This is a genomic window from Sulfitobacter sp. GN1-4, assembly GCF_055693825.1.
The window spans coordinates 568,954-594,039 of sequence record NZ_JBVFUQ010000003.1 but is presented as its reverse complement, the minus strand read 5'-3'; the positions used below and the strand labels follow the sequence as shown (position 1 = coordinate 594,039).

The window sequence follows — 25,086 nt, the reverse complement described above, 5'->3', positions numbered from 1 at the left end:
CCACGCAGGCGCTACCCCATCACTCAGCCAGCACATTGGTTATTCTGCCGCCTCCAAGTATTCCTCCAACGGCGGGCAGGTGCAAACGAGGTTTCGGTCGCCGTGCACATTGTCCACCCGGTTCACCGGCGGCCAATACTTGTCCACCCGGAAGGCACCTGGCGGGAAACACCCCTGCTCGCGGGTATAGGGGCGATCGCCCCAATTGGTGACCAGATCCTCCACCGTGTGCGGCGCGTTCTTAAGCGGGTTGTTGTCCCGGTCCATGCGACCTTGGGCGATGTCTTCGATCTCTGCCCGGATCGCTAGCATCGCATCGCAAAACCGGTCCAGCTCCGCTTTGGTCTCACTCTCCGTGGGTTCCACCATCAACGTTCCCGCCACCGGCCAGGACATCGTCGGCGCATGGAACCCGCAGTCGATCAGCCGCTTGGCGACATCCTCATTGGTCACGCCGGCGGTCTCTTCAAAGGGGCGAATGTCGATGATGCATTCATGCGCCACCCGGCCCGACGGACCCTTGTAGAGCACGTCGTAAGCCCCTTCGAGCCGCTTTGCGATGTAGTTGGCATTCAAGATCGCCACACGCGTCGCTTGGGTCAGCCCCTCACCGCCCATCATCAAGCAATAGGCCCAAGAGATCGGCAGAAGCGAGGGCGAGCCATAGGGGGCGGCAGAAACCGCCGTGCCTTCCTCATTGGGATGGCCCGGCAAATGCGGGATCAAATGCGCCTTTACGCCAATTGGCCCCATGCCCGGCCCGCCGCCGCCATGGGGGATGCAGAAGGTCTTGTGCAGGTTCAGGTGGCTCACATCGCCGCCCAGATCGCCCGGACGGCTCAGCCCCACCATCGCGTTCATATTGGCGCCGTCGATATAGACCTGCCCGCCATGCGCATGGGTGATCGCCGTCACTTCGGTCACAATCTCTTCAAACACGCCATGGGTTGAGGGATAGGTGATCATGCAGCCGGCAAGGTTTTCTGAATGCTGCTCCGCCTTGGCACGAAAATCATCCAGATCAATGTCGCCATTTTCAGCCGACTTCACGACCACAACTTTCCAGCCCACCATCTGCGCGCTTGCCGGATTGGTCCCATGCGCCGACATCGGGATGAGGCAGACGTTGCGGTGCCCTTCCCCGCGCGCAGCATGATAGCCCGCGATGGTCAGCAGCCCCGCATATTCTCCCTGCGCGCCGGAATTGGGCTGCATGGAAATCGCGTCATATCCGGTGATCTCACACAGCTTGTCACTCAGATCATCAATCAGAATGCGATACCCCTCCGCCTGATCTGCGGGCACGAAGGGGTGGATCAACGAAAACTCGCGCCAGCTGACCGGCATCATCTCAGCGGCTGAGTTCAGCTTCATCGTGCAAGACCCCAGCGGGATCATCGCCCGGTCCAGCGCCAAATCCCGGTCCGCCAAGCGGCGCATATAGCGCATCATCTCAGTCTCAGCCCGGTTCATGTGGAAAATCGGATGGGTCAGATAGGCCGACCTGCGGATGAGCTTTTCGGGCATGTGGTAATGCGGCGTGTAGTCTTTGTCAGCACGCTCAATGCCAAAGGCCCGCCACACGGCCTCAATCGTCGCGGGTTTGGAGCGTTCATCAAGCGTGATGCCCACCCGGCTCTCCCCCACTTTGCGCAGGTTGATCCCCTCCTCCACGGCGGATTTCATCACCGCCGCTTGCAGCGGGCCGACCTCAACCGTGATCGTGTCAAAATAGGCCGCAGGCCGCACGTCAAAGCCCGCCTGTTTCAGCCCTTCGGCCAGCCGCGCGGTCTTGCGGTGAATGCGTTGGGCGATGGCCTTCAACCCTTCGGGCCCATGAAACACCGCATACATGGATGCCATCACTGCCAAAAGCGCCTGCGCGGTGCAGACATTCGATGTCGCCTTTTCGCGCCGGATATGCTGTTCACGCGTCTGCAGACTCAAGCGGTAGGCGCGGTTGCCATGGGCATCAATCGACACGCCCACAATGCGCCCGGGCATCGACCGTTTGTAGGCGTCTTTGCAGGCCATATAGGCCGCATGTGGTCCGCCATATCCCTCAGGCACACCAAACCGCTGGGTGGAGCCTACGGCAATATCTGCCCCCATCGCCCCGGGTTCTTTCAACAGTGTCAGCGCCAAGGGATCGGCTGTGACAATCCCAATCGCCTTCACCGCATGTAGGGCTGCGATTGGATCCGTAAAATCGCGGACATGCCCATAGGTGCCAGGATATTGGAAGATCGCGCCAAAGACCTCCTCAGCCACCATCTCCGCGGGATCGCCCACTATGACCTCAATCCCCAAAGGGGCCGCCCGCGTCTTCATCACGGCGATGTTTTGCGGATGGCAATCTTGATCAACAAAGAACCCCTTGGCCTTTGATTTGGCCACCCGCTGCGCCATGGTCATGGCCTCAGCACAGGCAGTCGCCTCATCCAGAAGTGAGGCATTGGCCACCTCCAACCCGGTCAGATCAGACACCATGGTCTGGAAATTCAGCAAAGCCTCCAAACGGCCCTGGCTGATCTCCGGCTGATAAGGCGTATAGGCCGTGTACCAGGCTGGGTTCTCCAAAATGTTGCGCTGGATCGCGGGCGGCGTCACCGTCCCATGATACCCCTGCCCAATAAGAGAGGTCAGCACCTTGTTCTTGGAGGCCGTGATGCGCATATGCTCCAACACTTCACGCTCCGACATGGCCTTGCCGAAATCCAACGCCCCTTCCATGCGGATCCCCGGCGGCAGCGTATCATCCATCAGGGCCTGTAATGAGGATGCGCCAACCGCCCCCAACATCTCATCCATCTCTGCCGGAGAGGGCCCGATGTGGCGCCGATTGGCAAAATCATACGGCAAATACTCCGTTGGCTTAAAGGTCATGTCGGTCTCTTCCCCTGTCCCTGGACCAGCGCCGCCGCACCCCCCTCAGAGGTGCCACAGCGCCCGTGCTTCATCTTTCCACTACAACTCACTGCACCGGTGCAGCACGGCTCACGCGATGAAAGTGTTGTAACCCGCTTCATCCATGAACCCGTCCATCTGCGATGGATCGCTGACTTTCATCTTGAAAAACCACGCCTCCCCTTGCGGGTCTTCGTTGACCATGCCGGGGTTGTCGGCCAATGCCGTGTTCACTTCCGTGATCTCACCATCCACCGGGGCCAGGATGTCTGACGCGGCTTTCACCGATTCAATCACCACCACTTCGTCGTCCTTGCTGACGGTGGTGCCTTCCTCAGGCAGTTCCACAAACACCACGTCGCCCAGCTGCTCTGCGGCATGGATGGTGATGCCCACCACCATTTCGCCGTCTTCTTCGCGCAACCATTCATGTTCTTCGGTAAATTTCATGTTCTTCCCCGTTCTTCACCGTTTGAAGTTCGCCGGGACAAAGGGCAGCTTTGCCACTTTTACCGGCATCCGTTTGCCGCGCAGCTCACCCCACAGGGCGGTGCCCTGCGCATGCGAACCATCCGCGACGATCCCCATCGCCACAGGCCCCTCAACCGAAGGGCCAAAACCACCAGAGGTGACAAAACCGATCTGGTGCCCCCCTCTTCGGCATCAAAAAGCGCCACGCCGGAGCGCATCGGCGCGCGGCCTTGCGGGGCCAGCCCCACGCGGTGGCGCGCCACCCCCGCGCCTAGCGCCTGCAAGATGACAGCAGCCCCCGGAAATCCGCCCGCGCGGTCCCCTCCGGTGCGGCGCACCTTTTGAATGGCCCAGGCCAGCGAGGCCTCAACCGGGTTCACACCGGCATCCATGTCTTGTCCATAAAGGCACAACCCTGCCTCAAGCCGCAGCGAATCCCGCGCGCCCAACCCGATGGGGGCCACGCCCTCTTGCGCCAGCAACACACGGGTCAGTGCTTCGGCCTTGTCGGCGGGCACTGAAATCTCATAGCCATCCTCACCGGTATAGCCCGAGCGTGAGGCCCAAACAGGCACGCCGTCCAACACCAGATCCGTCACATCCATGAACCGCATCCCAGCCGCGCGCGGATCAAGTGCGCCAACAGCCGCTTCCGCCCCCGGCCCCTGCACCGCGATGAGCGCTCTATCCACCAGCTCGCACACCTCAACATCCGGCCCGAGCGAAGAGCGCATCCGCGCCACATCCGCCTCTTTGCAGGCGGCGTTGACCACAACCAGCAGGTCATCCCCGCGCCGGGCGAACATCAGATCATCCTCGATCCCGCCCGCGTCATTGGTGAAAAATCCATAGCGTTGCCGCCCGTCGCCCAAGCCCAACACGTCCTGCGGCACCAGACGTTCAAAGGCCAAGGCGACCTCTTCCCAAGATCCCGCTGACAGGATCACCTGTCCCATGTGGCTGACATCAAAAAGACCCGCTTCAGCGCGGCAATGCAGATGCTCTTTCATCACCCCCATGGGGTATTGCACGGGCATCGCATAGCCAGCGAAAGGCACCATTTTGGCACCCAATTCGGCGTGTAGTTCGTATAGTGGGGTCTGAAGCAAGTCATCCATCAGCCGCCGGTCTCCCTTTGCGTCCGGCTGTCACTATTGGATCAAACCGGCATCCACGCGCTGCATGTGCTGCAGCCCAAGATGCCCCCTCTGTCCTTCCGCCTGAGATCGTTATCCCTTCGGCGTCCCAAGCATGGCTCAGGCTCTCTCCAGAGTTCTGTCACAGATCGCGGTCCTTGCGCCTGAGAGTTTCCGGGGCGGTTGCTCCTTCGGCATCAGTTTGCACTGATTCTCCCGTGATCTGTCTCTTTTCCTAAGAGTTGTCCCCCCGCGCCGTCAAGCGTCCTTGTCACGGGATGCGAAGAATGCTTTCTAAACCGCGTGCAAATGAGCAGGCGATATGACCCCCTATTTCTTCGGCTACGGCAGCCTTGTGAACACCGATACCCACGTCTACGGCGACACCCATGCCGCCCACCTACAAGGCTGGCGCCGGGCCTGGGTCCGCACCCCGGGGCGTGACACGGTTTTTCTGACCGCAACGCCAGATGCAGACAGCACCATTGACGGGCTGATTGCCGCGGTCCCGGGGGCCGATTGGGCGGCCCTTGATGCGCGCGAACATGGCTATGCGCGGCTGGCGTCAGAGGGTGCGGTGCAGCATCCGCTGGATGTGAAAACCGATGTACAACACTATGCGGTGCCGCCAGAAACCATGATAAATCAAGGGGATCACGTTATCCTGCTCAGCTATCTGGACGTGGTTGTGCAAGGCTATCTGCGGGTGTTTGGTGAGGACGGCGTTGCGCGTTTCTTTGACACCACAGATGGCTGGGACACGCCCGTTTTGAACGACCGCGCCACCCCCCGTTATCCGCGTCACAAGGTGCTAAGTGCTGCGGAAACGTCCCTTGTGGATGGCCATCTTGCGCGCCTATCGGCGCTGCTGAAATAGGGTCATCAACCGCCCTTCGCGGCCAAAAATTTCCTGTGCGGGTGGGGGGCTTGGCCGCTTTCGTGGCCCTCAGCAATGACACGGCGCGCCAGCACCCAGGCGATGATGCCAAACAACACCCCGGCCAGCGCTTGGCCCAACAACACCCCCTGCGCCCCGCCCAGCGCCGAGCCGATCCACACCAGGGGGATCAGCGCAACCGCGTTGCGGCCCCAGTTGGTGAAGGTGGAATAAAACGGATGGCCCAAGTTGTTGAACGCCGCGTTGGCCACAAACAGCACGCCAGGGAAAAAGAAGAGCAACGCCAAAGGGCCGCAGAAAAGATAGATCAGATCGCGGGTCAGCCCGTAGGCCCCAAAAAGATCTGCAATCGCGCCGCGCGCCAGAAACAAAAGCGCAGAGACCAGCACAATCACCACCGTGACAAAGATCACCGCCGCGTTGAACCCCCGGCGCACACGGTCCGTATTTCCGGCCCCAAAGTTCTGCCCCAGGATCGGCCCCACCGCCCCTGAGAGCGCGAAAATCACCCCAAAGGCCACCGGCGTCAGCCGCCCGACCACAGCCATGCCCGCCACCGCTTCTTCGCCGTAGGCGGCCATTTCGCGGGTGACAAAGGCCTGGCCCACGGGCGTGGCGATTTGCGCCAGAATGGCGGGGAAAGCGATGGCAAAGATCGGCGCGATATCGCGCAGCATTGCGACGGGCTTGGGGCGGGTAATGCCCTGATAAATCTTTACAATCGGCCACAGCGCCATACCGCAAATCACCAGCCTGGCCATGACGGATGCAATCGCAGCGCCGGTCAGTTCCAAATCCAGACCAAAGATCAAAATCGGGTCCAACACCGCGTTGACCACCCCGCCGGCGATGGTGCTCAGCATGGCGCGGCGGGCATCGCCATGGGCCCGCAGGATGGCACCGCCCATCATGCCCACGATCAGAAATGGCATCGACGGGACGATGATTTGCATGAAATGCACCGCCAGGTCGGCCGTCTCACCGCTGGCCCCCAAGAGGGCCACAAGCAACCCCAAGTTCATCCAAACCGCAGCCGCAAAAACAGCTGAAAAAACAAATCCGTAGATCAACGCATGTGTCGTGCGTGCGCGGGCCAAAGCCTCATCGCCTGCGCCCAGGGCGCGCGCCACCAAAGCCCCGGCCGCAATGGCCAGGCCAATCCCAAAGGAGGTGGTGAAAAACAGAATAGCTCCGGCATAGCCAATCGCGGCGGCCAGCTCTGCCTTGCCCAGCATGGAGATGAAAATCATGTCGACAAAATCGACAATAAAGACGGCCATCAACCCGAGGGAGGCGGTCAACGACATCACCGTCACATGCCGAAACAGGCTGCCTGAAAGAAATTTCGCTTCCGCCATGCGCACCGCCCCGGATCAGATCCGCAGGCGCTCCTTTTGCTGCGGCCCCGGGATCTGTCCGGGGCCATACGCAGACGCTAGAGTTTTGCCGCGAAAGACACCAGCCTTAGGACTTGGCTTTGACAACCTGCAACAGCGGCATCACGGCGGCCATCTCTGGCCCGCTTTCCTGACCGGTCAGCGCCAGCCGCAAGGGCCGGAACAGGCCCCGCCCTTTGCGGCCGGTCTTATCCTTCACCGCCGCCGTCCAAGCGCCCCAGGTGGTTTCATCAAACGGCATCTCAGGCAGCATCGCCATCGCCTCTGTGATGAAGGCGCGGTCGTCTTCTTCGATCACCGGCGTGGCACCGTCCCGGAACATGGCCCACCAACCGCCAAGGTCTTTCAACGTCTCGATGTTCTCTCGGGTCACGGTCCAGAACAGCTCCGCCTTATCCGCAGGAACGCCCAGCGCAGCAATCTCATCGGCCACCGCGTCCATGGGCAGCGTTTGCAGGTAACGACCCGTCAGCGGGAACAGATCCTGGACGTCAAATTTCGTGGGCGCAGAGCCGAATTTATCCAGATCAAACCCTGAAATCAGGCTTTCCATTTCTGTGCGCAACTCCACCGGATCAGAAGACCCAAGGCGCGCCATCAAGCTGAGCAAAGCGAAGGGCTGCACGCCCTGTTCGCGCAGATCCCGCAGCGCCAGGGTGCCCAAACGCTTTGACAATGCCTCACCCTGCGGGCCGGTCAGCAATGAATGGTGGGCAAAGTTCGGGTGGCTGTGGCCCAGCGCGGCCATGATCTGGATCTGGGTCGCGGTGTTGGTCACGTGATCTGATCCGCGCACCACATGCGTCACGCCCATATCGGTGTCATCCACCACCGAGGCCAGCGTATAAAGGATCTGCCCATCCCCCCGGATCAGTACCGGATCAGAGACAGAGGCCGCGTCAATGGAGATATCCCCCAGAATGCCGTCGGTCCATTCAATACGCTCCTGATCCAGCTTGAACCGCCAGACCCCATCGCCCCGCTCTGCACGCAGGGCGGCTTTTTCGTCATCAGACAGGTTCAGCGCCGCACGGTCGTAGACCGGTGGTTTGCCCATGTTCAGCTGCTTTTTGCGCTTCAGGTCCAGCTCTGTCGGCGTCTCAAACGCCTCATAGAACCGGCCCTTTTCCCGCAAGGTCGCCGCCGCGTCGCGGTAAAGATCCAACCGCTCAGACTGGCGCTCCACCCGGTCCCACTGCAGGCCCAGCCACTCAAGATCTTGCTTGATGCCGTCCACGTATTCCTCTTTGGAACGCTCAGGATCGGTGTCATCAATCCGCAAGATGAACGTCCCACCAGCTTGTCGCGCGATCAGATAGTTCATCAGCGCAGTACGCAGGTTGCCCACGTGGATGTAGCCGGTAGGCGAAGGCGCAAATCGAGTGACAGTGGCGTTGGACATGAGAGGTCTCCTGATGGTGACGCTCACCTGTCACAGGGCGCGCAAATTGTCCAGTAAAGGAGGGAACGCACCGCCCCCGCGGGCGGCCCGCAGCCTCAGGGGTCAGCCGCCCTCTTGGATGGCACCATTTTCCCAGGTGCCGCTGGCCTCTTCGCCGGTGGCATAGCGCATGGTGCCTGCGCCCTGACGGCGGCCGGATTTGAAATTGCCGACATAGACATCGCCGTTGGCATAGGTGGCCGTGCCCTGACCTTCGATTTCGCCATTGGCCCAATTGCCCTTGTACTGAAACCCGCTGGCCATCACGAGGCTGCCTTCCCCGTGGCGCTGGCCGTTTTCAAACATGCCTTCATAGACCGTTCCATCCGGGTAGGTCGCTTTTCCCATGCCGTGGCGCTGGCCATCTTTCCAGGCCCCCTCATAGCGGTAGCCGTCGGCATAGGTCATCACCCCCTGCCCGTCGTTGCGCGCATTCACAAAGTCACCTTCATAGACGATGCCATTGGGATAGGTGGCCTTTCCCGCCCCCTCAATCACACCGGCAATCCAGGCCCCTTCGTAAGTTGAGCCATCGGGGTACGTGATCTTACCTTCCCCATCAGCCAACCCATCCCGGAACGCGCCAACATAGACAGAGCCATCAGGATAATTGACGCGGCCCTGCCCCTCAATCTGGCCGGCAACCCAGGTCCCGACATAGGTATAGCCGTCGGTGCCTGTGAACGTCCCCTTGCCATCGCGACGGTCATCTTTGAACGCGCCAATATAGGTGTCGCCATTTTCATAGGTCACCTTGCCCAAACCCTCGCGGCGCCCGCCCACCAGCTCACCTTCGTAGATGTCGCCGTTAGGCTGGGTCAGCTTGCCCTCACCGTCAATCTGCCCGTCCTTCCACAGGCCCACATAGATCAGCCCATCCGGCATCCGCAGCGTGCCCAGCCCGTTGCGCTTGCCCGCTGCAATATCGCCGTCATAAACGGCCCCATCAGGATAGGTGATCGTGCCGGTACCCTGCTTGACCCCATCCACCCAATCGCCCTTGTATTCATAGCCACCGGGGCTTTGCATCACGCCTTTGCCGTGATGTTTGGCGTTCAGAAACTGCCCTTCATAGCGCACCCCATTGGCATAAAGCGCGATGCCTTGCCCCATGATCGCGCCGCCCTGCCATTCGCCTTCATAGGTGCCGCCATCGGCAAAGGTGATCTTGCCAAACCCATCAGGCTTGCCCTTGTCAAAGCTGCCCTTATAGACCGACCCATTGGGAAAGCGTGCAACACCCTGGCCTTTGATTTCGCCGTCCACCCATTCGCCCGAATACTCATAGCCATTGGGCAGCTTATAGGTGCCCTGCCCGTGTTGCAGGCCGCCGCGGAACGTCCCCTCATAGATGCCACCGTCATCATATTGCTTGGTCAGCACGCTGCCCTCTTGGGCAAAAGCGGCCAGCGGCAGGAGGGTGGCTATCAAAAGAGCGGCACGCAAAGACATTGGCAAAACCTGAGGCTAGGGATGTGTCGCGCACAGCCTAAGCACAGGTGTGACAGGGGGCAACGGCCTTTTACGGACCTGGCGGATCAAGTGGCACAATTGCGATGTCACCTGCGGCGTTCCGCCCAATGCCCCTTTCCCCTCCGGCACGATCTGCTACATCCCTGCCTGACCAACCTTGTGAGGCCACCCTATGGCAGACCGTTTCCGCATCACCCTGGGGCAGTTGAACCCAACCGTTGGCGATTTGGCTGGCAACGCGGCCAAAGCGCGTGATGTCTGGGCCGCAGGCAAAGCCGCCGGTGCCAATCTGGTGGCCCTGCCTGAGATGTTCATCACCGGCTACAACGCCCAGGACCTGGTGATGAAACGCGCCCTGCAGCTGGATGTCATGACCCAGATTGAGGCGCTGGCAGCAGACTGCGCAGATGGCCCTCCTTTGGCTATTGGCGCACCCTGGACCGAAGGTGCTGAACTTTATAACGCCTACCTCATTCTCAAAGACGGCAAGATCGCGTCGCGCATTCTCAAACACGAATTGCCCAATGAAACGGTTTTCGATGAGGTCCGCATCTTCGATGCCGGCCCCTTGGGCGGGCCCTATGCCTTCGGCAACACCCGCGTGGGCATTCCGATTTGCGAAGACGCCTGGCACCCGGATGTCGCGGAAACACTTGCTGAGACGGGTGCGGAATTCCTGCTCGTGCCCAATGGCTCGCCCTATTATCGGGGCAAGATGGACACCCGCATGAACGTGATCGTCGCACGGGTGATCGAAACCGGCCTGCCGCTTATCTACCTCAACATGGTGGGCGGGCAGGACGACCAGATCTTTGACGGCGCGTCCTTTGCACTCAACCCCGGCGGCAAGCTTGCGATGCAACTGCCCGCCTTTGATGAGGTTATCACAAACGTGGATCTGGAGCGCGGGCCCGAGGGATGGCGCATCGTCGACCAACCGCTGGCCAGTTTCCCCGACCCTTATGAGGCCGATTACCGCGTCTGCGTCCAAGGCCTGCGCGATTACATGGGCAAGACAGGCTTTAAAAAAGTGCTGCTGGGCCTGTCAGGCGGGATCGATTCCGCCATCGTGGCCACCATCGCCGCCGATGCGCTTGGGGCCGAGAATGTGCGCTGCGTGATGCTGCCCTCTGAATATACCTCGCAAAGCTCGCTTGATGATGCAGAGGCTTTGGCCAAAGCCTTGGGCTGCCGCTACGATTACCTGCCCATCTCCGAAGGGCGCGCGGCCATCACCAACACGCTTGCCCCCCTTTTTGAAGGGCTGGCACCGGACCTGACGGAGGAAAACATCCAGTCCCGCCTGCGCGGTCTTCTGCTGATGGCGCTGTCCAACAAATTTGGTGAATTGCTTCTGACCACGGGCAACAAATCCGAAGTGGCGGTGGGCTACGCCACGATCTACGGCGATATGGCGGGCGGCTATAACCCCATCAAAGACATGTACAAAATGCGCGTCTTTGAAACCTGCCGCTGGCGCAACGCCAATCACCGCGACTGGATGATGGGCCCCGCAGGTGCCGTGATCCCTGAGAACATCATCACCAAACCGCCCAGCGCTGAGCTGCGCGAAGACCAAAAAGACAGCGACAGCCTGCCCGATTACCCGGTCCTCGACCGCATCTTGGAAATTCTGGTGGATGAAAACGGCTCTATCGCGGATTGCGTCGCCGAAGGCTTTGACCGGGCCACCGCGAAGAAGGTGGAGCATCTGATCTACATCTCAGAATACAAACGCTTCCAATCCGCACCAGGGCCACGCCTGACCAAAGGCGCCTTCTGGCTGGATCGGCGCTATCCCATCGTCAACCGCTGGCGCGACCCCAGCTAGGCCGCCGTGACCACACCGCCGCCCCTCCTCGTGCGCATCAACCGCAAACGTGCCATGGGCCTGGGCGTCTTTCTGGCGGGATTTGGCGCGCTGGTGGCCCTGATGGCCCTGGCACTCCTCTGGCAGGTCCCCGATGAGCCGTGGCTCGCTCTGGTCGCGCTTGCCAGCGGCGGCCTCTTCGCCGTTATAGGCCTCTTCAACCTCGGCCTCGCAATGCGCGACCCCGTCGCCCTGCGCCTCGACGCCACAGGCGTCTCCGGCTACTACCCTGACCCGGCCACCTGGGACGAAATCAAAGACGTCAAATACATCAAAGGTCAAAAGGGACAGGCTTTTGTGGGCTTTGAACTGCATGATCCCGTGACCTTCCGCGACCGTCAAACCCCCTGGCGGCGCTACCTGTCCTGGACCAACGGCCGCCACAAGGGTGCACATCTCATCGTGCCCCAAGCGCTGCTCAGCGGCACCACAGCCAAAGAGCTTGCCAAAGAAGCGCGCCGCTTCCACCCCCATCTGTCCCAGTGACCCAAGCCTGCGATGGCCCCCGCGCTTCATCTTTCCTCTACAACTCACTGCACTCCGCCAGCGCCAAGACCCCACGCCCATGTGACTTGCCCCCGCGCCGCGCCCGCGCCATCCTTGCCCCATGCGTATCTTGATCTCTCTCTTCCTGCTCTTGGCCTCTCCCGCAGTCGCCTGCGGCCCTGACACCAACTGCTTGCTGGAACAGCGCAGCTACCGCATCGCCATGCCCGACGGGCATGACGGCACCACCAAGGTGCCCGCCCTGATCTGGGCGCATGGGTTTCGCGGATCAGCAGCGGGGGTGATGAACAACGGCTCCCTTCGGCGGATGCTGTCTGAGCTGGGCTTTGCACTGATCGCCGCCCAGGGCATCGATGGCCGGTGGGAACTGCCCTATAGCCCCAGCACTTTTGACAGCGACGGATCGGCAGAAGTTGCGTTCTTTGATGCCGTGATCGCCGATGCCACAGACCGCTTCGCGGTGGATCCTGACCGCATCGTTGCATCGGGCTTCTCGCTGGGTGGCATGCTGGTGTGGAACCTGGCCTGTGCGGACCCGGATCGCTACGCTGGCTTTATCCCCTATTCCGGCACCTTCTGGCTCAAACCCCCTGAGGATTGCGCCGCCCCGGTCTCGTCCATCGTGCACATTCACGGCACCCAGGACAAAACCGTCCCCCTCACAGGCCGCGCCATCCGTGAAACCAAACAGGGCGAGGTGGCCGAGGCTTTGGCCATGTATACCGCCTTCGGCGACTTCGGCCCCAAAACACAAACGACCCAAGGCGCGCTCACCTGCCAAAACCGCAGCAACCCCGCAGGCGAAATCCTCGACTTCTGCCTTTTTGAGGGCGGGCATTCTTTCCGAACGGAATATCTGCAACACGGGCTCCAAGCGCTCATCGACGCAGGGCAGGTTTAGCCTCCAAAGGTCTGCGTGAAAGCGGCTGCGCCCTTGTCAGAAAACGCCACCACCCGTGTGCCTTCAACCCGCTGGGCCCAGCCCAGCTCTTGCATCCGGCTCAGCAAGGCGCGCCCAACGCTGCCCGCCAGATGGGTCTGCCGCGCCGACCAATCCAGACAGGACCGACACAACGGCGCTTTGTGCTGCGCCAGCGCGTCTACATCCACGCCAAAGTCGCGCAGAAAAGCCGCCCCCCGGGGTCAGGGTCACATCCTCGCCTGTCTCTTGCAGATGGCCCTGCCGCAGCAGGCCTTGATAAAGCGCGATGCCCTTGGCCCCCGCCAGATGGTTGTAGCACACCCGCGCCTCGCGCAGGGCGGCATCCTTGGGGCCGGTGCGGGTGCGCAGATGGCCGGCCCCGGCGGCCAATCCCATCAACGCCTCCAGCGCATGGCCCACATCATCCCCACCCAGCGTGAAATACTTGTGCCGCCCCGATTTGCGGCAGGCGATCATCTCAGCGGTCTCTAACTTGGCCAAATGCGCGCTGGCGGTCTGTACCGTCACGCCAGCCTCGCCCGCCAGCTCTGTCGCGGTCAGGGCCTTACCGTTCATCAAAGCGGTCAGGATATTGGCGCGGGCCGGATCACCGATCAACGCCGCGATGCGGGAAATGTCTGGACCTTCCTTCATACTTCGACCGTAGCCGAAGCATTCGCATCCTACAACAGGCTATCAAGGACGTCCCAACGAAAGGACATCCCATGCTGACCTGCATCATCCGCTACCAGATTGACCCCACCAAACAGGCACAGTTTCGCCAATACGCCCAAACCTGGGGCCAAGCTATCCCGCGCTGCGGTGCGGATCTGATTGGCTATTTCGCCCCGCACGAAGGCTCCTCCACCCTTGCCTACGGGATCTACAACATCCCCAGCCTTGCGGCTTATGAAACCTACCGCGCGCGCCTGGCGGCTGATCCGCTGGGCCAGGAAAACTACCGTTTTGCGCAGCAGGAAAAGTTCCTCTTGCGCGAAGACCGCTGCTTTTTCAAACTGGCCTCCGCCCCGCATGGAGACCCCACATGATCGCCGTCATCTTCGAAGTTCTGCCGCACCCGGACCGCAAGGCCGAATACCTTGATATCGCCGCTGAAATGCGCCCCATGGTCGATGAGGTCGAAGGCTTTATCTCAGTTGAGCGGTTCCAAAGCCTGACCAACCCCGACAAGCTTTTATCGCTGTCGTTTTTTGAGGATGAAGCCGCCATCGCCCGCTGGCGCAAGCTGGCCGCGCACCGCAAAGCGCAGGCCCAGGGGCGCGGCGGCATCTTTACCGACTATCATCTGCGCATCGCCCACGTGATCCGCGATTACGGCATGTTTGACCGCGATGAGGCCCCCGAAGACAGCCGGGCCTCACATGGCTAAGACCGCCTAAACCGTCTCGCCCGCCTCAAGGCGGTGCAGCCAGCGTTCCGCGTCTTGCAGCACCGTCTCGCGGCGGGTGTCATCCATGCGGTCCCAGGTCCGGTACATGTTGCCCATCCGGGCATTGTTGGAAAAACGCGCCCGGTGTCGGTCCAGAAAATGCCAATAAAGCAGGTTGAAAGGGCACGCGTCGTCGCCGGTCTTGGCGCTGACCTTATAGGCGCAGCCCTTACAGTAATCCGACATCCGGTTGATGTAGGCGCCTGAGGATACGTAAGGTTTTGAGGCAATGATCCCGCCATCGGCAAATTGGCTCATCCCCACAGTGTTGGGGCTTTCTACCCATTCAAAGGCATCGGCATAAACCGCCAGATACCATTCATGCACCTGCCCCGGATCAATCCCGGCCAAGAGCGCAAAGTTGCCCGTCACCATCAGCCGCTGGATGTGATGGGCATAGGCGTGCCGCGCCGTCTGGTCCACGGCATGTGAGATACAGTTCATCTTGGTCGCGCCGCCCCAATAGAACGCAGGCAGGTCACGGTCATGGCCCAGGGCATTGCGGGCAGGATAATCCGGCCCCTCCAGGAAATAGATCCCGCGCACGTATTCGCGCCAGCCGATGATCTGGCGGATAAATCCTTCGGCTGCGTTGATCGGCACATCACCGTCGCGCCACGCTTGCTCAACTGCCTGGCACACCTCCAGCGGGTTCAGCAGCCCCATGTTGATATAGGGCGACAGCACCGCGTGATAGAGAAAGTCGTGCCCCTTCAGCATCGCATCCTGATAATCACCAAACCGGGGCAGCGCGTGCGTGACAAAATAGGTCAGCGCCTCCAACGCCTGCGCCCGCGTGGTGGCAAAGCCAAAAGGGCGCAGATCACCGAAATGCCCGCCAAAGCGGTCCTCAACCAGTGCCAGCACCTCCTCCACAGTCTCATCCGGCTCAAACCACAAAGGCCCGTCCACATGGACGTCATCCGGGGCGGCCTTGCGGTTGTCGTGGTCATAATTCCACTTGTCACCGGCAGGTTTGTCGCCCTCCATCATCAACCCCGTCTTGCGGCGCATCTCGCGATAGAAATACTCCATGCGCAGGGCCTTGCGCCCTTCGGCCCAGGCCTCAAATTCGGCATGGCTGGCGATGAAACGATCATCAGTCAGGATATGGGTCTTGAGCGGCGCGTGCTTGAGCTTTTCGATCAGCCGCCATTCCCCCGGCTCGGTGCAGATCACCCCAGGTGCGCCCACCTCTTCGGCCCGGCGCAAGAGCTCTCCCACGATGGAACCTGCGTTGTCTGGATCATCCAGCTTGGCGTAACGAACCTGCCAGCCCGTCTCGGCCAAGTGGGCGGCGAACTTGCGCATCGCAGCAAAGATCAGGGCGATCTTTTTGGGATGGTGTTGGACATACCCCGCCTCTTCGGCGACCTCTGCCATCACAACGATATCGCTGTCCTTATCGGCCTTTTTCAGCGCCGACAGATCCATCGACAGCTGATCGCCCAAAACCAAAACAAGGCGGCTCACCACACCACCTCTTTTCCGGCCCAATCATAAAACCCACCGCTCTGCGCGGGCGTGAGGCCGTCCATCACCGCCAGCAAGTTCTCAACGGCTTGGCCGGGCGGCACGGTTGGATGCCGGCCTGCGTATTTCTCAGTAAAGGATGTGGCCACGGTGCCGGGGTGCAGGGCCACGCACACCGCCTCTTTGTGGGTGCGCCCCAGTTCAATCGCTGCCGTGTGCACAATCTGGTTCACCGCCGCCTTGGCCGCGCGGTAGCTGATCCAACCGCCAATCCGGTTGTCCCCGATGGAGCCAACGCGCGCAGAGAGCACCGCCAGCCGGGACTGTCCTGTGCGCGGCAGCAAGCGGTGCGCCTGGGCCAAAACCAAAGCAGGCCCAATCGCGTTGACGGCAAACTGATCCGCCATCGCGGCGGCCGAAATTGCGCGGATAGTCTTTTCTGGCTCTGCCCCGGCTATTTCCAGCGCGCCGGTGGCCACGATGATCCGCTCAAACGGCCCCTGAAGCTGGCCCAAATGCGCCGCCACGCTGGCCTCATCGGTGATGTCGAACCCGTCGCGTGACCGCGACAGGCCCGTCACCTCTTCGCCCCGCCCCGCGCAAGCCGCAGCCAACGCACGGCCAATCCCGCCAGAGGCCCCAAGTATCAAAGTCTGTGTCATGACAGCCCACCTAGCAGGGCGGCTTTGCGCTTCAACGGGGGCGGCAAGACAATTGGACGCAAAAGCCACGCCCGCGACAGCAGGCCACAGCAAAATCCATTCCCCCCTTCCCATTTGTGAAAGCCTGGGTATAACTGCATGCCATGACACAGGCCGCACATATCTCGACCCTGCCGCGCACCCGCGCGCTGCTGCCTGCCATCCTGCTGCTAAGCCGCCTCTGAGCGTGCCATCCCGGCGCGTCCGCTCAGAGGGCTTATGACCGCGCCAAGGATCCCATCAGCAGAACGAAAGACACCACCATGACCGACACATCTAAAACACGCGCCAGCGGCATGACCCAGGACCGCGTCTTGATCTTTGACACAACGCTCCGCGACGGCGAACAATCGCCCGGGGCCACAATGACCCACGCCGAAAAGCTCGAAATCGCCGGGCTGCTCGACGACATGGGCGTAGACATCATCGAAGCAGGCTTTCCCATCGCCTCAGAAGGTGACTTTGCCGCTGTGTCCGAGATTGCCAAACAGGCCAAGACCAGCGTGATCTGCGGACTGGCCCGGGCACAATTTGGCGACATCGACCGCTGCTGGGAGGCCGTCAAACACGCCAAAGCCCCACGCATTCACACCTTCATCGGCACCTCGCCCCTGCACCGCGCCATCCCGAACCTGACGATGGACGAAATGGCCGACCGCATCCACGAGACGGTCAGCCACGCCCGCAACCTTTGCGACAACGTGCAATGGTCGCCAATGGACGCCACCCGCACCGAACTTGACTACCTCTACCGCGTGGTGGAAATCGCGATCAAAGCCGGGGCTACAACGGTCAACATCCCCGATACCGTCGGCTATACCGCACCGCGCGAAAGCGCCGATCTGATCGCCAAGCTCTTGGAAAACGTCCCCGGCGCGGATGAGATCACCTTCGCCACCCACTGCCACAACGATCTTGGCATGGCGACCGCCAACAGCCTGGCGGCGGTTGAGGCGGGTGCCCGCCAGATCGAATGCACGATCAACGGCCTGGGCGAACGCGCGGGCAACACGGCCCTCGAAGAGGTAGTGATGGCCCTGCGCGTGCGCAACGACATCATGCCCTACCGAACCGAGATTGACGCGACCAAGATCATGAACATCTCGCGCCGCGTCTCGGCTGTGTCGGGCTTTTTGGTGCAACCCAACAAAGCGATCGTGGGCAAGAACGCCTTTGCCCACGAATCTGGCATTCACCAGGACGGCATGCTGAAAAACGCCGAAACCTTTGAGATCATGCGCCCCGAAGACGTGGGCCTGACCGAGACCAACATCGTGATGGGCAAACACTCCGGCCGGGCCGCGCTGCGTTCCAAGCTGGAGGATCTGGGGTTTGAGCTGGGCGACAACCAACTCAAAGACGTCTTTGTGCGCTTCAAAGAGCTCGCTGATCGCAAAAAGGAAATCTATGAGGATGACCTCATCGCCCTCATGCGCACCTCAACAGATCCAGAAGAAGACCGCATCAAACTGGTCTCTATGCATGTGATCTGCGGCACCGAAGGACCAAACCAGGCCCGCATGACGCTGAATGTCGATGGCGCTGAGCACAGCACCGAACAAACCGGCGACGGCCCTGTGGATGCCGCCTTTAACTGCGTCAAATCCCTGGTGCCCCACAACGCGCGTTTGCAGCTTTACCAAGTGCACGCGGTCACAGAAGGCACCGATGCGCAGGCCACGGTTTCTGTCCGCATGGAGGAAGACGGGCGCATCGTGACGGGGCAATCTGCGGATACCGACACGGTGGTGTCTTCAACCCGCGCTTATATCCACGCGCTCAACCGTCTTCTGGTGCGCCGCGAAAAAGGCGGCAGTGACAAACGTGAAGTCAGCTACAAAGATGTGACCTGACGGGCATCTGACTGCAACCCAACCTCGGGCACCCCATCAGCGGATGTGCCCGGGGCACCCTCAGATTTGAAGTTATAAGAGAAAGATGAAGCGACACCGTCCCGCTTCATCTTTCCAATACAACTTATAGCACCCTCACCGCCCACGCGCCGCTAGCGATAGGGGTTCTTAGCTGACCGATCCGAGCTGAGTGAGGCCTGAGAGCGTTCTACAATCAACGCTGTGGCATCCGCCAGATGTTCGCGTTCGATTGCCTGGGCACCGCGCGCCACGCGCAATTTATGCGCCTCTAGCATCACCTCGGCGTGGCTGGCACCGCGTGGAGGGATAAACGTATAGCACGCCAGCTCAATCAGCAGCCCCAGCGGGTCTTTGAAATAGACCGAATGCATAAAGCCGCGGTCCTTGACGCCTGAATGTGAGATACCGCGTGCCTCAAGCCGGTCAATCACCTGATCGAACATCGCGCGGTCCACCTCAAACGCGACGTGATGCACGCAGCCGGGGTCCGTGGGCGTCCGGTCATGTACCGGGGCGCGGGCCTCATTGGTGAAGATTGTGATCAGCCGCCCATCGCCTGGGTCGAAATAGAGATGCCCTTCGTTGGCGTCGTCCAGATTGGGTTGATCAAAGATAAAGGGCATACCCAGCACGCCTTCCCAAAAGTCGATGCTGCTTTGACGGTCGGCCCCGGTGAGGGTGATGTGGTGCACCCCAAGTGTCTGGATTTTCTTCATCAGGCATCCCCATCGCGCGCTTTGGTCGGTCACCTGAACGGTAGCACGCAAAACCTTGCCGACAACATACCACAGAGGGCCAGAACACCCCTTTCACCTCCCCTGCCGCGTGCCTATAAGGCTTTCAGCCTGCGCCTTTCGAGTCGTGGGCCAAGGGACTTTGGCGATTTCGGGCAAGGCAGTGGCATGAACCTCTTTGGAAACCTCGGTGGGCTGTTCTCATCGGATATGGCGATTGATTTGGGCACCGCGAACACGCTGGTCTATGTCAAAGGCCGTGGGATCATCCTGTCAGAACCCTCCGTGGTGGCCTATCACGTCAAAGACGGCGTGAAAAAGGTGCTTGCCGTGGGCGAGGATGCCAAGCTGATGTTGGGCCGGACGCCCGGCAGCATTGAGGCCATTCGCCCGATGCGCGAAGGGGTGATCGCGGATTTTGACACCGCCGAAGAGATGATCAAACACTTCATCCGCAAGGTGCACAAACGCTCCACCTTTTCCAAACCAAAGATCATTGTCTGTGTACCGCATGGTGCCACCCCGGTCGAAAAACGCGCCATTCGCCAATCTGTGCTGTCCGCGGGCGCGCGCCGTGCTGGCCTGATTGCAGAACCCATTGCTGCGGCCATTGGTGCGGGCATGCCGATCACCGATCCGACGGGAAACATGGTTGTGGACATCGGCGGCGGGACGACCGAGGTCGCGGTACTCAGCCTCGGTGACATCGTGTACGCCCGCTCCGTGCGGGTTGGTGGCGACCGGATGGATGAGGCGATCATTTCCTATCTGCGCCGCCAGCAAAACCTGCTGGTGGGGGAAACCACAGCAGAACGCATCAAAACCTCCATCGGGACGGCACGGATGCCTGATGATGGGCGCGGCACCTCTATGCAAATCCGGGGGCGCGATTTGCTGAATGGTGTGCCCAAAGAAATCGAAGTGACCCAGGCGCAGATCGCTGAGGCACTGGCCGAACCTGTGCAGCAGATCTGCGAGGCTGTGATGACAGCACTTGAAACAACACCGCCCGATCTGGCCGCTGATATTGTCGACCGGGGCGTGATGTTGACGGGTGGCGGCGCACTGCTGGGCGATCTGGATCTGGCGCTGCGTGAACAGACGGGCCTTGCGGTTTCCATCGCAGACGAGTCGCTGAATTGCGTGGCATTAGGCACGGGCAAGGCGCTCGAATATGAAAAACAGCTGCGCCACGCGATCGACTACGACAGTTAGGCGCAAACGTGATGGCCGCCGGGGTTGATCCGGGGCCACAACCGCTGGCAGATTGAGGACAAAGGCCCGGCCACCCGCCGGGGCATGGACGAAAGACATGGCCAACGAACGCACAAACAGCAGTGACTACACAGGCCCGCTCAAGCGGTTGCTGCTGGGCATCCTTGTGCTGGTGTTGGCGGCCACCTTCCTGATCTGGCGCATCGACAGCCCGCGCGTGGAACGCTTTCGCGCGCAGATCACCGATGCGCTGGTGCCCAATCTGGACTGGGCCATGGTTCCTGTCACGGGCACCATCAATTTGCTGCGTAACTTTCAGTCTTATCAAAGACTTGCTGAACAAAATCAGGAATTGCGCAGCGAATTGCGCCAAATGCAGGCCTGGAAAGAGGCCGCCCTTCAGCTTGAGCAGGAAAATGCCCGGCTGTTGGATCTGAACAATGTACGGCTGGATCCCCGCCTGACCTTCATCACCGGCGTCGTCTTGGCGGACGCGGGCTCACCCTTTCGGCAATCGGTGCTGTTGAACGTCGGCGCGCGCGATGGGTTGATTGAGGGCTGGGCCACGATGGACGGCATTGGTCTGGTCGGCCGGATCTCAGGCGTGGCAGAGAACACCAGCCGGGTGATCCTGCTCACCGATGCCTCCAGCCGCATTCCCGCGGTGATCCAGCCCTCGGGCCAGCGTGCCATTGTGGCGGGCGATAACACCAGCGCGCCACCGGTGGATTTTCTGGAAAACCCCGATCTGGTGCGCCCCGGTGACCGTGTGGTCAGCTCGGGCGATGGCGGTGTGTTTCCAGCAGGCCTACTGATTGGGCAGGTGGCAGCCGATCCCGGCGGGCGGCTGCGCGTGCGGCTGGCGGCGGACTATGAGCGGCTCGAATTCCTGCGCGTGCTGCGCCACTACGGCACCGAAACCGTGTCAGACACGCCGCGCATCATCACCGAAGAAGGCCCCTTGGCCGAGGCGCAAGAGGTGGTGAATGAATGATCTGTCCCCCACCCGGCTGTGGCTGATGCGTGCAGCGTTTCTGCTGCTCACGCTTGTGATCTTGTTTTTTCACTTGCTGCCGCTGGAAACCACGCCGCGCCGCTTTGCCGGGCCTGACCTGTTGCTCTGCTTTGCCCTGGCCTGGAGCTTGCGGCGGCCTGAGTACGTGCCTGCGCTGGCGCTGGCGGTCGCGTTCTTACTGGCCGATCTGCTGCTTCAGCGCCCGCCGGGATTGTTTGCAACGCTGGCGCTCATTGGGTGTGAAAACCTCAAATCCCGCGCCCGCGCGTTGCGCGATGCGAACTTTGCAGCCGAATGGATCACGGTGGGGCTGATTATTGTGGCGATCACCTTTGCGGACCGTTTTTTGCTGGTCATGGCCATCGTGGAGCTGCCGGGCCTGACGCTGACGATGTCACAACTGGCCTTTACCGTGCTGTGTTATCCTGCTGTTGTTGCGGTCACGCATTTCTTCATGGGGGTGCGCAAGGCGTCAGCAGGTGAGCTTGACGCGCTTGGCAACCGGGTCTGAGGAGGCATCATGCGACGCAACCGCGCTGAAAATGACGCCAGCCACATTAAGCTCACGCGCCGCGCGGCGCTGCTGGGCGGCGCGCAGCTGCTGTTTATGGGCGGGCTGGCCGCGCGGATGCGCTATTTGCAGGTGGATCAGGCGGATCAGTTTCGGCTGCTGGCCGAGGAAAACCGCATCAACATCCGGTTGATCCCCCCGCACGAGGTGAGATTTTTGACCGCAACGGCATGCGCCTTGCTGAAAACGTGCCCAGCTACCGCATCGTCATGGTACGCGAAGACGCAGGTGACGTGGATGAGGTGATGGCGCGTCTGAGCCAGATCATTGAGATCGATCTGGAAACCTATGAACGCGCGCTGGCCGAGGTGAAACGCTCGGCCCCCTTCCTGCCAGTGACCATCGTGGATGATGTAACCTGGGATGAGGTCAGCAAGGTCAGCGTGAACGCACCAGCCTTGCCGGGGGTATCGCCCGAGGTGGGCCTGACGCGGGTCTATCCCCGTGGGTCCGACTTTGCCCATGTGGTGGGCCGCGTGGGCCGCGTCAGCCAGAAAGACCTAGATGCGTTGGAAGATCCCGATCAACTGCTGCGCATCCCACGCTTCCAGATCGGCAAGATCAATGTCGAGGCACGGGCCGAAGACGCCTTGCGCGGCAGTGCGGGCACCAAGCAGGTTGAGGTGAATGCCACAGGCCGCGTGATGCGCGAGCTTGACCGCCGCGAAGGGCAATCAGGTGCCGACATTCAGCTGACCGTGGATGCCAAGCTGCAAGGCTATGTTCAGGCCCGTCTGGGCGATGAAAGTGCTGCCGTGGTGGTGATGGATTGCCAGACCGGCGATCTGGTCGCCATCTCCTCTGCGCCCAGCTATGATCCAAATCTTTTTATCGGCGGCATCTCGTCCAAGGATTATGATCCGCTGCTGAACTCCGAATATCGCCCGCTGGTCAACAAAACGGTGCAAGGGGCCTACCCGCCCGGCTCCACCTTCAAGATGATCACGGCGATGGCCGCCCTTGAAGAGGGCCTCGTGGGGCCGGATGAAACCGTCTACTGCTCGGGGCATCTTGAGGTGTCTGACCGCAAGTTCCACTGCTGGAAACGTGCGGGCCATGGCTCGGTGGATCTGGCCAATTCGCTCAAACAATCCTGTGACGTCTATTATTACGACCTGGCGCTGAAGGTGGGGATTGAGAAAATCACCGCCATGGCCAACCGGTTTGGACTGGGCCTGCGCCACGATCTGGAACTGTCATCGGTCAACTCGGGCCTGACCCCGACCAAAGACTGGAAACGCAGCGCGCGCGGTGCCGATTGGGTGATCGGCGATACGGTCAACGCCTCCATCGGGCAGGGCTTTATGCTGGCCTCTCCGCTGCAACTGGCCGTGATGAGCACGCGCTTGGCCACCGGGGTCAGCGTGCCACCACGACTGGTCAAATCCATCGACGGCGTTGAGCAACGCCCGCCAGAGCCTGCACCCTTAGGGATGAACGAAAATAACCTCCGCAAGATGCGCCGCGCCATGTATGACGTGGTCAACGACCGGCGCGGCACCGCCTACCGCAGCCGCATCATCGCGGATGAATGGCGCATGGCAGGCAAAACCGGCACCAGCCAGGTCCGTAACATCACCGCAGCAGAACGCGCACGCGGCGTGACCCGCAACGAAGATCTGCCGTGGAACCGGCGCGACCACGCGCTCTTTGTAGCCTTTGCCCCCTATGACGCACCACGCTACGCCATCTCAGTGCTGGTCGAACATGGCGGCGGCGGTTCAACCGCGGCGGCTCCCATTGCACGGGACGTGATGTTGCAGGCGCTTGCCGGCGGCGAGCCTCCGCTGGAGGCCTACCCCACCGCAGACCGCGACCGTATCAAGGCACAACAGGACCGGTTGCGCGATGTGCAACCTCAGGCCGCGATCCATGGGAAGGATCAGGCATGAGTTACTTAGAATACTCCGTCAAATCCGTCCCGACGGGCTTTCGCAAGATCCTCTTCCTGAATTGGCCGCTCACGCTGTTGCTGGCCTCGGTCTGTGGCGTGGGGTTCTTGATGCTCTACTCCGTTGCAGGCGGCTCTATCTCGCCTTGGGCAGAACCTCAGATCAAGCGATTTGGCATGGGGCTCGCGGTGATGTTTTTTGTCGCCATGGTGCCGATATGGCTGTGGCGCAACCTGTCGGGCGTGGGCTATGCGGTGGCTTTTTTGCTGCTCATTGCGGTGGCGCTTTTTGGGGATGAACGCAAAGGCGCGCAGCGCTGGATTGATCTGGGGCCTGTCGATCTGCAGCCCTCAGAGCTTATGAAGATCACCATGGTGATGTTTCTGGCCGCCTATTACGATTGGCTGCCCGCCAGCAAAACCTCACGGCCGTTTTGGGTGTTGCTGCCGGTCCTAATCATCGTGGCCCCCACCGCTTTGGTGCTGGAACAGCCAGATCTGGGCACCTCAATCCTGTTGCTGATCGCAGGGGCGGGGGTGATGTTTCTGGCAGGCGTGCACTGGGCCTATTTCGCGGCTGTCATCGCCTCGGGCGTGGGGCTGGTGACGGCTGTGTTTCAGTCACGCGGCACCCCCTGGCAGCTGCTGAATGACTATCAGTACCGCCGCATCGACACCTTCCTGGATCCCGCCGCGGATCCTTTGGGGGCGGGCTATCACATCACGCAATCCAAGATCGCGCTTGGCTCTGGCGGTTGGACCGGGCGGGGCTTTATGCAAGGCACGCAATCGCGGCTGAACTTCTTGCCTGAGAAACACACCGATTTCATCTTTACCACCCTGGCAGAGGAGTTTGGCTTTGTCGGCGCTTTCTCCCTGCTCAGCCTCTATGCGCTGATCATCATTTTCTGCGTGGTCACGGCCATCATGAACAAGGACCGGTTTTCATCCCTGCTGACCCTGGGCATCGCGCTGAACTTCTTCCTGTTCTTTGCGGTGAACATGTCGATGGTCATGGGCCTGGCCCCCGTCGTGGGCGTGCCCCTGCCGCTGGTTAGCTATGGTGGTTCTGCGATGCTGGTGCTGATGCTGGCCTTCGGCCTTGTGCAATCCGCTCACGTCCACCGTCCGAGGTAACTG

Annotated in this window: 19 protein-coding genes, 3 pseudogenes and 1 riboswitch; of the genes and pseudogenes, 12 read left to right on the top strand and 10 right to left on the bottom strand. The window is 61.0% G+C overall.

Features of this window, described 5'->3' with window-relative positions:
• Positions 1–39: 39 nt before the first annotated feature.
• From gcvP to gcvT, 3 genes and pseudogenes are all read right to left on the bottom strand, one after another.
• On the bottom strand, positions 40–2,886 hold the full coding sequence (gcvP, locus tag ACZ1HM_RS03485) for an aminomethyl-transferring glycine dehydrogenase (RefSeq protein WP_472741210.1): 2,847 nt from the start codon (positions 2,884–2,886) through the stop codon (positions 40–42).
• A gap of 111 nt (positions 2,887–2,997) precedes the next feature.
• Positions 2,998–3,357 (bottom strand): glycine cleavage system protein GcvH, encoded by a 360-nt coding sequence (gene gcvH / locus ACZ1HM_RS03480; RefSeq protein WP_472741209.1) that lies wholly within the window; start codon positions 3,355–3,357, stop codon positions 2,998–3,000.
• A 15-nt stretch (positions 3,358–3,372) separates the two neighbouring features.
• A pseudogene (gene gcvT, locus ACZ1HM_RS03475) lies at positions 3,373–4,496 on the bottom strand (glycine cleavage system aminomethyltransferase GcvT).
• A gap of 160 nt (positions 4,497–4,656) precedes the next feature.
• Positions 4,657–4,743: riboswitch (glycine riboswitch) on the bottom strand.
• Positions 4,744–4,836: 93 nt separating this feature from the next.
• On the opposite strand from gcvT, the gene ACZ1HM_RS03470 reads away from it, so the two are divergent.
• Positions 4,837–5,391 carry a gamma-glutamylcyclotransferase family protein gene (locus ACZ1HM_RS03470; protein WP_472741208.1) on the top strand — a complete coding sequence of 185 codons (555 nt, stop codon included), beginning with the start codon at positions 4,837–4,839 and terminating at the stop codon, positions 5,389–5,391.
• On the opposite strand, the pseudogene ACZ1HM_RS03465 reads toward ACZ1HM_RS03470, so the two are convergent.
• The 3 genes and pseudogenes from ACZ1HM_RS03465 to ACZ1HM_RS03455 form a co-directional block, all read right to left on the bottom strand.
• Positions 5,371–6,770: pseudogene (locus tag ACZ1HM_RS03465) on the bottom strand (MATE family efflux transporter). The gene ACZ1HM_RS03470 and the pseudogene ACZ1HM_RS03465 sit on opposite strands and share 21 nt — an antisense overlap.
• Positions 6,771–6,876: 106 nt before the next feature.
• A complete protein-coding gene (gltX, locus tag ACZ1HM_RS03460; RefSeq protein ID WP_472741207.1) occupies positions 6,877–8,211 on the bottom strand; it encodes a glutamate--tRNA ligase in 1,335 nt (444 codons plus the stop codon).
• Positions 8,212–8,313: 102 nt separating this feature from the next.
• Positions 8,314–9,702, bottom strand: coding sequence for an MORN repeat-containing protein (locus ACZ1HM_RS03455; RefSeq protein ID WP_472741206.1), 1,389 nt, complete (start codon positions 9,700–9,702; stop codon positions 8,314–8,316).
• A gap of 193 nt (positions 9,703–9,895) precedes the next feature.
• Between ACZ1HM_RS03455 and ACZ1HM_RS03450 the strand changes: the two genes are divergently transcribed.
• From ACZ1HM_RS03450 to ACZ1HM_RS03440, 3 genes are all read left to right on the top strand, one after another.
• Positions 9,896–11,554: an NAD+ synthase gene (locus ACZ1HM_RS03450; RefSeq protein ID WP_472741205.1), complete on the top strand. Its 1,659-nt coding sequence runs from the start codon at positions 9,896–9,898 to the stop codon at positions 11,552–11,554.
• A gap of 6 nt (positions 11,555–11,560) precedes the next feature.
• Positions 11,561–12,079: a hypothetical protein gene (locus tag ACZ1HM_RS03445; RefSeq protein WP_472741204.1), complete on the top strand. Its 519-nt coding sequence runs from the start codon at positions 11,561–11,563 to the stop codon at positions 12,077–12,079.
• Between the two features lie 121 nt (positions 12,080–12,200).
• Complete coding sequence (locus ACZ1HM_RS03440; protein ID WP_472741203.1) at positions 12,201–13,001, top strand: CE1 family esterase; 801 nt, start codon at positions 12,201–12,203, stop codon at positions 12,999–13,001.
• Between the two features lie 63 nt (positions 13,002–13,064).
• Here ACZ1HM_RS03440 and ACZ1HM_RS03435 read toward each other — a convergent pair whose 3' ends face one another.
• Entirely contained in the window at positions 13,065–13,676 is a 612-nt protein-coding gene (locus ACZ1HM_RS03435; RefSeq protein ID WP_472741202.1) for an ArsR/SmtB family transcription factor, read from the bottom strand.
• Between the two features lie 71 nt (positions 13,677–13,747).
• Here ACZ1HM_RS03435 and ACZ1HM_RS03430 point away from each other — a divergent pair, with 71 nt between their 5' ends.
• Both ACZ1HM_RS03430 and ACZ1HM_RS03425 read left to right on the top strand, forming a co-directional pair.
• Positions 13,748–14,071, top strand: coding sequence for an NIPSNAP family protein (locus tag ACZ1HM_RS03430; protein ID WP_472741201.1), 324 nt, complete (start codon positions 13,748–13,750; stop codon positions 14,069–14,071).
• A complete protein-coding gene (locus ACZ1HM_RS03425) occupies positions 14,068–14,412 on the top strand; it encodes an antibiotic biosynthesis monooxygenase family protein (protein WP_472741200.1) in 345 nt (114 codons plus the stop codon). The genes ACZ1HM_RS03430 and ACZ1HM_RS03425 overlap by 4 nt, the downstream gene beginning before the upstream one ends.
• 6 nt (positions 14,413–14,418) lie before the next feature.
• Here the strand turns inward: ACZ1HM_RS03425 and ACZ1HM_RS03420 are convergent, their stop codons facing one another.
• Positions 14,419–15,948 carry a cryptochrome/photolyase family protein gene (locus ACZ1HM_RS03420; protein ID WP_472741199.1) on the bottom strand — a complete coding sequence of 510 codons (1,530 nt, stop codon included), beginning with the start codon at positions 15,946–15,948 and terminating at the stop codon, positions 14,419–14,421.
• Positions 15,942–16,607 (bottom strand): SDR family NAD(P)-dependent oxidoreductase, encoded by a 666-nt coding sequence (locus tag ACZ1HM_RS03415; RefSeq protein ID WP_472741198.1) that lies wholly within the window; start codon positions 16,605–16,607, stop codon positions 15,942–15,944. Before ACZ1HM_RS03415 ends, ACZ1HM_RS03420 begins: the two co-directional genes overlap by 7 nt.
• Positions 16,608–16,909: 302 nt before the next feature.
• On the opposite strand from ACZ1HM_RS03415, the gene ACZ1HM_RS03410 reads away from it, so the two are divergent.
• Complete coding sequence (locus tag ACZ1HM_RS03410) at positions 16,910–18,499, top strand: 2-isopropylmalate synthase (RefSeq protein WP_472741197.1); 1,590 nt, start codon at positions 16,910–16,912, stop codon at positions 18,497–18,499.
• 152 nt (positions 18,500–18,651) lie between these two features.
• Here ACZ1HM_RS03410 and ACZ1HM_RS03405 read toward each other — a convergent pair whose 3' ends face one another.
• Positions 18,652–19,236 (bottom strand): VOC family protein, encoded by a 585-nt coding sequence (locus ACZ1HM_RS03405; RefSeq protein WP_472741196.1) that lies wholly within the window; start codon positions 19,234–19,236, stop codon positions 18,652–18,654.
• A gap of 186 nt (positions 19,237–19,422) precedes the next feature.
• Between ACZ1HM_RS03405 and ACZ1HM_RS03400 the strand changes: the two genes are divergently transcribed.
• The 5 genes and pseudogenes from ACZ1HM_RS03400 to rodA all read left to right on the top strand — a co-directional run bounded on the left by ACZ1HM_RS03400 (position 19,423) and on the right by rodA (position 25,083).
• On the top strand, positions 19,423–20,469 hold the full coding sequence (locus ACZ1HM_RS03400) for a rod shape-determining protein (RefSeq protein ID WP_164353761.1): 1,047 nt from the start codon (positions 19,423–19,425) through the stop codon (positions 20,467–20,469).
• 97 nt (positions 20,470–20,566) lie between these two features.
• Positions 20,567–21,463, top strand: a complete 897-nt coding sequence (gene mreC, locus ACZ1HM_RS03395) for a rod shape-determining protein MreC (RefSeq protein ID WP_472741195.1) — start codon at positions 20,567–20,569, stop codon at positions 21,461–21,463.
• Positions 21,456–21,995 carry a rod shape-determining protein MreD gene (locus ACZ1HM_RS03390; protein WP_472741194.1) on the top strand — a complete coding sequence of 180 codons (540 nt, stop codon included), beginning with the start codon at positions 21,456–21,458 and terminating at the stop codon, positions 21,993–21,995. The genes mreC and ACZ1HM_RS03390 overlap by 8 nt, the downstream gene beginning before the upstream one ends.
• A gap of 9 nt (positions 21,996–22,004) precedes the next feature.
• Positions 22,005–23,947: pseudogene (gene mrdA, locus ACZ1HM_RS03385) on the top strand (penicillin-binding protein 2).
• A complete protein-coding gene (gene rodA, locus ACZ1HM_RS03380) occupies positions 23,944–25,083 on the top strand; it encodes a rod shape-determining protein RodA (RefSeq protein WP_472741193.1) in 1,140 nt (379 codons plus the stop codon). Before mrdA ends, rodA begins: the two are co-directional and overlap by 4 nt.
• Positions 25,084–25,086 lie beyond the last annotated feature (3 nt).

Excerpts from the sequence above, each read along its gene's own strand:
- ACZ1HM_RS03430 (WP_472741201.1), top strand. The coding sequence starts at position 13,748 with ATGCTGACCTGCATCATCCGCTACCAGATTGACCCCACCAAACAGGCA.
- mreC (WP_472741195.1), top strand. The coding sequence starts at position 20,567 with ATGGCCAACGAACGCACAAACAGCAGTGACTACACAGGCCCGCTCAAG.
- ACZ1HM_RS03435 (WP_472741202.1), bottom strand. The coding sequence starts at position 13,676 with ATGAAGGAAGGTCCAGACATTTCCCGCATCGCGGCGTTGATCGGTGAT.
- ACZ1HM_RS03405 (WP_472741196.1), bottom strand. The coding sequence starts at position 19,236 with ATGAAGAAAATCCAGACACTTGGGGTGCACCACATCACCCTCACCGGG.
- ACZ1HM_RS03470 (WP_472741208.1), top strand. The coding sequence starts at position 4,837 with ATGACCCCCTATTTCTTCGGCTACGGCAGCCTTGTGAACACCGATACC.
- ACZ1HM_RS03450 (WP_472741205.1), top strand. The coding sequence starts at position 9,896 with ATGGCAGACCGTTTCCGCATCACCCTGGGGCAGTTGAACCCAACCGTT.
- gltX (WP_472741207.1), bottom strand. The coding sequence starts at position 8,211 with ATGTCCAACGCCACTGTCACTCGATTTGCGCCTTCGCCTACCGGCTAC.
- ACZ1HM_RS03455 (WP_472741206.1), bottom strand. The coding sequence starts at position 9,702 with ATGTCTTTGCGTGCCGCTCTTTTGATAGCCACCCTCCTGCCGCTGGCC.
- gcvH (WP_472741209.1), bottom strand. The coding sequence starts at position 3,357 with ATGAAATTTACCGAAGAACATGAATGGTTGCGCGAAGAAGACGGCGAA.
- ACZ1HM_RS03390 (WP_472741194.1), top strand. The coding sequence starts at position 21,456 with ATGAATGATCTGTCCCCCACCCGGCTGTGGCTGATGCGTGCAGCGTTT.
- ACZ1HM_RS03415 (WP_472741198.1), bottom strand. The coding sequence starts at position 16,607 with ATGACACAGACTTTGATACTTGGGGCCTCTGGCGGGATTGGCCGTGCG.
- rodA (WP_472741193.1), top strand. The coding sequence starts at position 23,944 with ATGAGTTACTTAGAATACTCCGTCAAATCCGTCCCGACGGGCTTTCGC.
- ACZ1HM_RS03410 (WP_472741197.1), top strand. The coding sequence starts at position 16,910 with ATGACCGACACATCTAAAACACGCGCCAGCGGCATGACCCAGGACCGC.
- ACZ1HM_RS03425 (WP_472741200.1), top strand. The coding sequence starts at position 14,068 with ATGATCGCCGTCATCTTCGAAGTTCTGCCGCACCCGGACCGCAAGGCC.
- ACZ1HM_RS03400 (WP_164353761.1), top strand. The coding sequence starts at position 19,423 with ATGAACCTCTTTGGAAACCTCGGTGGGCTGTTCTCATCGGATATGGCG.
- gcvP (WP_472741210.1), bottom strand. The coding sequence starts at position 2,886 with ATGACCTTTAAGCCAACGGAGTATTTGCCGTATGATTTTGCCAATCGG.
- ACZ1HM_RS03440 (WP_472741203.1), top strand. The coding sequence starts at position 12,201 with ATGCGTATCTTGATCTCTCTCTTCCTGCTCTTGGCCTCTCCCGCAGTC.